Consider the following 5,049-nt stretch of genomic DNA (forward strand, 5'->3'; position numbering starts at 1 on the left):
CTCCTCGACGAGGAGGTTGCGCGTCTTGCTGAAGTCGAGCGGGATGCCGGGGCCCATCGTCGTGGAGACGGTGGCCTTCTCGATGTAGCGACCCTTGGAGCTGGCCGGCTTGAGTCGCAGGATCTCCTCGAGCGCTGCGGCGTAGTTCTCGACGAGCGACTTCTCGTCGAAGGAGGCCTTGCCGATGATGAAGTGGAGGTTCGCGTGCTTGTCGACGCGGAACTCGATCTTGCCGCCCTTGATGTCGGTGACGGCCTTGGCGACGTCCATCGTGACCGTGCCGGTCTTCGGGTTCGGCATGAGACCGCGCGGGCCGAGGACCTTGCCGAGTCGACCGACCTTGCCCATCATGTCGGGCGTCGCGACGACGGCGTCGAAGTCGAGCCAGCCGCCCTGTACCTTCTCGAGCATGTCGTCCGAGCCGACGTACTCGGCGCCGGCCTCACGGGCAGCCTCGGCCTTGTCGGCGTTGGCGAACACGAGGACGCGGGCCGTCTTGCCCGTGCCGTGCGGCAGGTTGACGGTGCCACGGACGGCCTGGTCGGCCTTGCGCGGGTCGACGCCGAGGCGGAAGGCCACCTCGACGGTCTCGTCGTACTTGGCCTTGGCCGTCTGCTTGGCGACGCGGACGGCCTCGAGGGGCGCGTAGACCTTGCCGGGCGTGATGAGCTCGGCGGCTGCGCGGTAGTTCTTGCTGCGCTTCATGACTGCTCCTTGCTGTTTCGTGGAGTCGTGGTGCGACCGTGCGCTGGTCTCCCACGGAGCCGCCGGCCGGGGGCCGGCCTCGGTGGCCGGTGTGCCGTGCGGCTCGGTTCGGGGCGGCCCGCCCCCGAGGGGGCGGGCTCCCGACATCAGGGTGACCCGGCTCTCAGAGCTCGGTGTCGATGCCCATCGAGCGAGCGGTGCCGGCGATGATGCGCGCCGCCATCTCCTCGTCGTGGGCGTTGAGGTCCTCCATCTTCTGGCGGGCGATCTCGAGGACCTGGTCGCGCGAGAGCTTGGCGACCTTCGTCTTGTGCGGCTCGCCGGAGCCCTTGGCCACACCGGCGGCCTTCTTGATGAGCTCGGCGGCCGGCGGCGTCTTGGTGACGAACGTGAACGAGCGGTCCTCGTAGACCGTGATCTCGACCGGGATGACGTTGCCGCGCTGGGCCTCCGTCGCGGCGTTGTACGCCTTGACGAACTCCATGATGTTGACGCCGTGCTGGCCGAGGGCCGGGCCGACCGGCGGAGCGGGCGTGGCCTGACCGGCCTGGATCTGCAGCTTGATGAAGCCGGAGACCTTCTTCTTGGGGGGCATGGGTGCCTACCTTCTTCGTTGTGGGCCGACGCCGTGGGCGATGACCCGGTTGCATGCCTCCGCGGGTGCCGCGGGGGCGATGGTGCGGACCGCGTGGTCCGGTCGGTCAGATCTTGGCGACCTGGCCGAAGGACAGCTCGACCGGGGTCTCCCGGCCGAAGATCGAGACCAGCACCTTGAGCTTCTGGGTGTCGGTGTTGATCTCGGAGATCGTGGCGGGGAGGGTCTCGAACGGGCCCTCCATGACGGTGACGGACTCGCCGACCTCGAAGTCGACGACCCGCACGTCCTTCGGCGCGCTCGACGCAGCCGCGGCGGCGCCACCGGCGGGGGCGGCGGCCTCGAGGCTCGGCGCGAGCATCGTGAACACCTCGTCGACGGACAGCGGCACGGGCTGGTGGGCGTTGCCGACGAAACCGGTCACGCCCGGCGTGTGGCGCACGGCGCCCCAGCTCTCGTCGGTGAGGTCCATGCGCACGAGGACGTACCCGGGCATCCGGACGCGGCGGACCTGCTTCTTCTGGCCGTTCTTGATCTCGGTGACCTCCTCCATGGGCACCTCGATCTCGAAGATGAAGTCCTCCATGTTGAGGGTCTGGATGCGCGTCTCGAGGTTGGCCTTGACCCGGTTCTCGTAGCCCGCGTACGAGTGCACGACGAACCAGTCGCCGTCACGCATCCGGAGGTCACGCTTGAAGTCCGCGACGGGGTCGGCGCTCTCGGGCGCGCCGGCGCGGTCGGCGTCGGCGTCGCCCTCGGCGTGGACGTCGCCCTCGGCGTCGACGTCACCCTCGGCGTCGACGTCGGCGTCGACGTCCGCGTCGCCCTCGGCGACCTCACCGGTCGTCTCGTCGAGAGTCACGTCGGCGGTGTCCTCACCCGCGGCGTCAACCGAGGCGTCGGACGCGTCGACCAGCGGCTCGACGACGTCGCTCTCGGTGTTCTCGCCGTTCGGGGCGCCCTGCGGGGCGAACTGCTCGGACACGCTCTGACCTACTTCCTTGCTCGTGGACCAGCCGGTGCGGCTGGGCTGACTCCCGGTGACGGGGGCGGCCGTGTCCCGCGCGCCCGGCCCGATGCGCGACCTAGGTCGTCGAACCGGTGAGGACCCACGAGATCAGCTTGCTCAGACCGAAGTCGAGCGCCGACACCAGGGCCATCATGACCACGACGAAGACCACGACGACCGTCGTGTACCGCACGAGCTCGGGACCCGTGGGACGCACGACCTTGCGCAGCTCGTCGAGGATCTGCCGGACGAAGAGGCTCATCGCACCGAAGAACCGCGACAGCGGGTTGCCGCCGCGAGCCTGGCCGGCCCGGCCGGACCCGCGCTTGGCGCTCGTCTCCGTCACGATTCCTACTTTCTGCCTGGGAAACGGCCCGCGACAGGCCCCGAGGTCCGGGGCAGGAGCCGCGTGCCGCCTTGCACGACGACCACATCACTGGGATGCGCAGGGCAAGAGGGACTCGAACCCCCAACCGCTGGTTTTGGAGACCAGTGCTCTACCAATTGAGCTATTGCCCTTCGCCGTGGTCGTGGGGCGACCGCGGCGGGACGGCATGCGACAGCATGGCCAGCGTCAGCCGTCCGAGCGACGATCATACGGGACGGATCGGCCCGACGCGAACCGGCCGTCGCGGCGCCACACCACCGGCATGCGGACCGCCCTGCTCGGGTCGCGCACCCGGTGGCAGGATCGTGGACGTGACGAACTCGCGCAGCCCCCTCGCGTCCCTGTCCGACGACGACCTCGCCGCCTTCCTCACGGAGCAGCAGGCAGCCTATGCGGCCCTGAAGGACCGCAGCCTCACGCTGGACCTGACGCGCGGCAAGCCCTCGAGCGCCCAGCTGGACCTGTCCGACGACCTGCTCCGGCTGCCGACGACGACGAAGGACCGCGGCGGCGTCGACGTCCGCAACTACGGCGGCCTCGAGGGGCTGTCCGAGCTGCGCGAGATCTTCGCCGACCTGCTCGGGGTCGACGCGTCGCAGGTCGTCGCCGGCGGCAACTCGAGCCTGACGATGATGTACACGACGGTCGTCGACCTGCTCCTGTTCGGCGGCGTCGGCTCGCCGCGGCCGTGGTCGCAGGAGCCCGCCGTGAAGTTCATCTGCCCCGTGCCCGGCTACGACCGCCACTTCTCGATGCTCGCCGAGCTCGGCATCGAGATGGTCAACGTCGACATGCACGACGACGGCCCGGACATGGCGGCCGTCGAGGCGCTCGTCAAGGACGACCCGACCGTCAAGGGCATCTGGATCGTGCCGACGTACGCCAACCCGACGGGGGCCGTCGTGTCGCAGGAGGTCGCGGCCCGCCTCGCCGCGATGCCGACCGCGGCGCCGGACTTCACGATCTTCTGGGACAACGCCTACGCGTTCCACCACCTCACCGACGACGAGGCCAAGAGTGCGGACATCCTCACGCTGGCGGCCGCCTCGGGGAACCCGAACCGGCCGATCATGTTCGCCTCGACCTCGAAGATCACCTTCGCGGGGGCGGGCGTCGCGGTCCTCGCGGCGAGCGAGGCGACCGTCCGGTGGTACCTCAAGCACCTGTCGATGGCCTCGATCGGTCCCGACAAGGTCAACCACCTGCGCCACGTCGAGTTCTTCCGCGACGCCGACGGCGTCCGCGCGCACATGCGCCGGCACCGCGAGATCATCGCCCCGAAGTTCGCCGCCGTCGACGAGGCCCTGACCGCGGGCCTGGCGGGGCTCGAGGTGGCCACGTGGAGCCACCCGACCGGCGGCTACTTCGTCAACCTCGACGTGCTCGACGGCACGGCCTCGCGCGTCGTCGAGCTGGCCAAGGCGGCCGGCATCGCCCTGACCCCGGCGGGGGCCTCGTTCCCGCACGGTCAGGACCCGCGCGACCGCAACATCCGCCTCGCCCCGACCTTCCCGACCCTCGAGGAGGTCCGCACCGCCATGGCGGGCGTCGCGACGTGCGTGGCCCTCGCCGCCGCCGAGAAGGTGACACGGGAGCGTGCAGCCGGGGTAGGGACCTCGCAGAGCACCGCCCCCGCCGCGGAAGGAGCGACACGGTGAGCGACACCGGGCCCGACGAGAGCATCAGCGACGACCTGACGACCTACAGCGTCGACGACGAGGACCAGCCCTCGAACATCGAGGACCTGGACGACGAGGACGTCGACGACCCGCTGGACCGGGGCTACTCCCCGCCCGAGACCGAGCGGGGCACCGACGCGTTCGGGACGACCGCCTACGAGCAGTCCCTCGACGAGACGATCGACCAGCGCATCCTGCAGGAGGAGCCCGACCCCGCCTCGGCGTACGGGCGGCCCGAGAACGAGAGCGGCCTCGACGAGGACCGCCTCGGCGGTGACGACCCCGACTCCATCGCGGCCGAGGACGACTGGCTCGGTGACAACGAGGTCGGCGACCAGCGCGCCGGTCGCCTCGTCGCCGACGACGAGGGGGCGCACGAGGACGCCGAGAAGCAGGTGTGGGCCACCGACGTCGGGATCGACGGGGCTGCCGCGTCCGCCGAGGAGGCCGCGGTGCACGTCGTCGACGAGATCGCGGACGAGCCCGAGGACCGCTGACCCCGGACACAGCGCAGGACGCGGCCGCGTCGGCGCGCGAATCCAGGTTCCGGCGCGCGACATTTCCCGCACTCCGACCACTTTTCGCGCGCTCCGTCCAGAAGCGCGCGAATCCAGGTTCGGGCGCGCGACATTTCCCGCGCTCCGACCACGTTTCGCGCGCTCCGTTCAGAAGC

The 5,049-nt window shown here is 70.4% G+C and carries 6 protein-coding genes and 1 tRNA gene; 2 read left to right on the top strand and 5 right to left on the bottom strand.

Annotated features, from left to right (window positions below):
- The 5 genes from rplA to ACPYOM_RS20895 all read right to left on the bottom strand — a co-directional run.
- On the bottom strand, positions 1 to 705 hold a 705-nt coding region (gene rplA, locus ACPYOM_RS20875; protein WP_481347420.1), incomplete at its 3' end, for a 50S ribosomal protein L1.
- Between the two features lie 163 nt (positions 706 to 868).
- Positions 869 to 1,300 carry a 50S ribosomal protein L11 gene (gene rplK, locus ACPYOM_RS20880; RefSeq protein WP_481340668.1) on the bottom strand — a complete coding sequence of 144 codons (432 nt, stop codon included), beginning with the start codon at positions 1,298 to 1,300 and terminating at the stop codon, positions 869 to 871.
- 106 nt (positions 1,301 to 1,406) lie between these two features.
- The gene (gene nusG / locus ACPYOM_RS20885) at positions 1,407 to 2,285 is read right to left on the bottom strand and encodes a transcription termination/antitermination protein NusG (protein WP_481347421.1); all 879 of its coding nucleotides are present in this window, start codon (positions 2,283 to 2,285) and stop codon (positions 1,407 to 1,409) included.
- Positions 2,286 to 2,385: 100 nt separating this feature from the next.
- Complete coding sequence (gene secE / locus ACPYOM_RS20890) at positions 2,386 to 2,655, bottom strand: preprotein translocase subunit SecE (protein ID WP_481340666.1); 270 nt, start codon at positions 2,653 to 2,655, stop codon at positions 2,386 to 2,388.
- A 100-nt stretch (positions 2,656 to 2,755) separates the two neighbouring features.
- Positions 2,756 to 2,828 (bottom strand) — tRNA-Trp (locus ACPYOM_RS20895).
- 180 nt (positions 2,829 to 3,008) lie between these two features.
- Here ACPYOM_RS20895 and ACPYOM_RS20900 point away from each other — a divergent pair.
- Both ACPYOM_RS20900 and ACPYOM_RS20905 read left to right on the top strand, forming a co-directional pair.
- Positions 3,009 to 4,355 carry an aspartate aminotransferase type Ic gene (locus ACPYOM_RS20900; protein ID WP_481347422.1) on the top strand — a complete coding sequence of 449 codons (1,347 nt, stop codon included), beginning with the start codon at positions 3,009 to 3,011 and terminating at the stop codon, positions 4,353 to 4,355.
- Positions 4,352 to 4,873 carry a DUF5709 domain-containing protein gene (locus ACPYOM_RS20905; RefSeq protein ID WP_481347423.1) on the top strand — a complete coding sequence of 174 codons (522 nt, stop codon included), beginning with the start codon at positions 4,352 to 4,354 and terminating at the stop codon, positions 4,871 to 4,873. Before ACPYOM_RS20900 ends, ACPYOM_RS20905 begins: the two co-directional genes overlap by 4 nt.
- Positions 4,874 to 5,049: the final 176 nt, after the last annotated feature.

It is taken from the genome of Monashia sp. HAY1-2A, assembly GCF_056755315.1.

Bases quoted from the DNA above. Each gene is read 5' to 3' on its own strand.
- rplK (WP_481340668.1), bottom strand. From the start codon at position 1,300: ATGCCCCCCAAGAAGAAGGTCTCCGGCTTCATCAAGCTGCAGATCCAG.